This is a genomic window from Bacillota bacterium, assembly GCA_018818595.1.
Taxonomy (GTDB): domain Bacteria; phylum Bacillota_I; class Bacilli_A; order Izemoplasmatales; family Hujiaoplasmataceae; genus JAHIRM01.
The window spans coordinates 1-2,023 of sequence record JAHIRM010000060.1; the positions used below are offsets into that span (position 1 = coordinate 1).

A 2,023-nucleotide genomic window follows, 5' to 3' on the forward strand; every position below is an offset into this window, starting at 1 on the left:
AAACAAGGCCATTAGGAGTAATCTCTTGATGGCCTTTTTTGTTGCCTGCCCTCTGATGCTCAGAGTAACCCGTCGTGGAGAAAGCATCTTGCAGGTTGTTGGATTGCCCCATAACCGACCGCTGGCAAAATACGACTTGACCCCTGCCATGTATGATAAAGGGAATCCGGCAAATATAAATCCTAACGAAACTTTTGCAAAATCCCCTAAAGAAACCTGGTCTCGTAACAAACAGGGACTCCCTTTTCGTATTTCCTTGTTCCTGGGGGGATTAGTTTAAGCCAAAGGATTGAACTGGCAAAGACATTAAAGACTGGAATATATTATAGACCAGAAAAGGGGGGTTTATGTTTCAATTCAGTGGTTTCATCATTATCAGCCTGATCAGCCTGAATTTTCATCCTCAAACAATACCCGCAGCAATATTTTTTACCATCATCATCAAGATAGATTGCTCTTGCATATCCATGTAGCCCTTCACCGCACCAGTTACAGCGGAGCATGTTCCCCCCTTTTTTATTTCTTGGGCTTCCTTACTACATAAATGTCTTTCCCCTTCTTTATAAAACACTCACAGATTCCGTGCTGTTTCCTTGATATTTCTATAACCCTGCCTCCACCTTCACTCATGAAAACGGTGCAAGCCCATCCAATTTGACCATGCCGATTGTTCCAAGGGCTTGGATTGAAAACCATGTCTTTTCGCCACTGCCCGAAACAATTACAGACTGTTGCCGGATACTGATTACGGCAGATACAGCAGCACTCTTCCCGATACCCAATCTGGCATATATCTTTTCCTTTCTTTGAGTTCATGTCCTCCCTCCCCTTGCTAATTTCTTGGCTGCTTTTTTAGCCCTAAAATTGGCTTCTTTCCTGGCCTTGCGAGCCTTATTCTTTGCTCTAATCCCTAACATTTTGTATCGGGCGCACTTTACAAGACTTCTGCCGATTTTCCGGGATCCTTTCCCGATTTTGCGCTTGCCTTTTGTGGTCTTAATCGTTAGCGTTTTTGTATCTGACATAGCTTACCCTTACTTTTGTAAAATAATTGCTTTAAGCCACTTCAGGGACGATCTCACGCGGCATTCTTGTCCCCTCCTTGGGAACGTCCACATGCTTGATGCGCCCCTCAAATGGGCTTGATATCTCCAATTCCACGCGCGGGCTTGTCTTGTCCACTGCCCCGAAGTGATATTCTATTGATCGGATAATTTTATATGAATCGTCTGGTATCACACCAAGATCGATTAAACTATCATCGGTAAATTTCTGGACAATGGACAGTATGTTCGCGAGGTCAAATTTCCTTGCACTGCCCGGGAATACCGTGTACTGAAAAAGGTAAGGTGGCGGTGGGAGTAACTTGTTTCCCGGCAGGTTGCAATAATAAAAATACGCATCAGATACCAATCCCTTATATGCCTCTTTTGCCTGATTCAAAATTTGGAAATGGGTGTTGCGGTATGGATTGAGCCCCAGGTAAAATCTTTTATTGGGTGATTTTTTGCGTGGTATCTCAACAAACAAGGGCAATATCAATTTCATGCGCTTTTCTCCTTCACTGTTTCGCTTTCGAGGGATATAAATAATCCTTGCTTTGTTCAATCACCCTTTGCAGCACAAACAGAATCTGTTCGTCTATTTTCGGACGCCGTTCCCTTTTTGCCAGTACCTCCAGGTCTTCCCACAACTCCCTATCGCCCTCAGTAAAGTTCAGGATGACCTGTTTAGGATAATTTGTCGGCTCAACCGTTCCTTTGTTTGCCACGACAGGATTACATTTCTCTTCCGGCGGTACGTCCGTCGCCAAAATCCACTTCTTGAAGGCGGCCAACGCCTCAGCCTCATGCCCAGGTTCCGCCCTTTCCATGGCGCTTCGGCAACCACCGCATAAACCTTTAACACCCACCTTGCGTTCCCCCTCACAATTACTACAAATCCCCATCTTTATAAGCATAACTCCTTCCTCCTTGATTTTTATTGGTTTCTTACCTCCAGGGTATTGCTCCCCGCACATTAG

General features: G+C 44.8%; 5 protein-coding genes. 1 reads left to right on the forward strand and 4 read right to left on the reverse strand.

All coding sequences use genetic code 11. The annotated features are described in order from the left end of the window. Positions 1-280 (forward strand): hypothetical protein (locus KJ971_08740; protein ID MBU1145918.1); only part of this gene is annotated, 280 nt, incomplete at its 5' end. Between the two features lie 43 nt (positions 281-323). On the opposite strand, the gene KJ971_08745 is transcribed toward KJ971_08740, so the two are convergent. From KJ971_08745 to KJ971_08760, 4 genes are all read right to left on the reverse strand, one after another. Then, on the reverse strand, positions 324-503 hold the full coding sequence (locus tag KJ971_08745; GenBank protein ID MBU1145919.1) for a hypothetical protein: 180 nt from the start codon (positions 501-503) through the stop codon (positions 324-326). A 13-nt stretch (positions 504-516) separates the two neighbouring features. Continuing rightward, on the reverse strand, positions 517-816 hold the full coding sequence (locus tag KJ971_08750) for a hypothetical protein (GenBank protein ID MBU1145920.1): 300 nt from the start codon (positions 814-816) through the stop codon (positions 517-519). A 240-nt stretch (positions 817-1,056) separates the two neighbouring features. After that, on the reverse strand, positions 1,057-1,548 hold the full coding sequence (locus KJ971_08755; protein ID MBU1145921.1) for a hypothetical protein: 492 nt from the start codon (positions 1,546-1,548) through the stop codon (positions 1,057-1,059). Positions 1,549-1,561: 13 nt separating this feature from the next. Further along, positions 1,562-2,023 (reverse strand): hypothetical protein (locus KJ971_08760; protein MBU1145922.1); only part of this gene is annotated, 462 nt, incomplete at its 5' end.

Coding starts and splice junctions, on each gene's coding strand:
- KJ971_08745 (MBU1145919.1), bottom strand. CDS start 503: ATGCTCCGCTGTAACTGGTGCGGTGAAGGGCTACATGGATATGCAAGA.
- KJ971_08750 (MBU1145920.1), bottom strand. CDS start 816: ATGAACTCAAAGAAAGGAAAAGATATATGCCAGATTGGGTATCGGGAA.
- KJ971_08755 (MBU1145921.1), bottom strand. CDS start 1,548: ATGAAATTGATATTGCCCTTGTTTGTTGAGATACCACGCAAAAAATCA.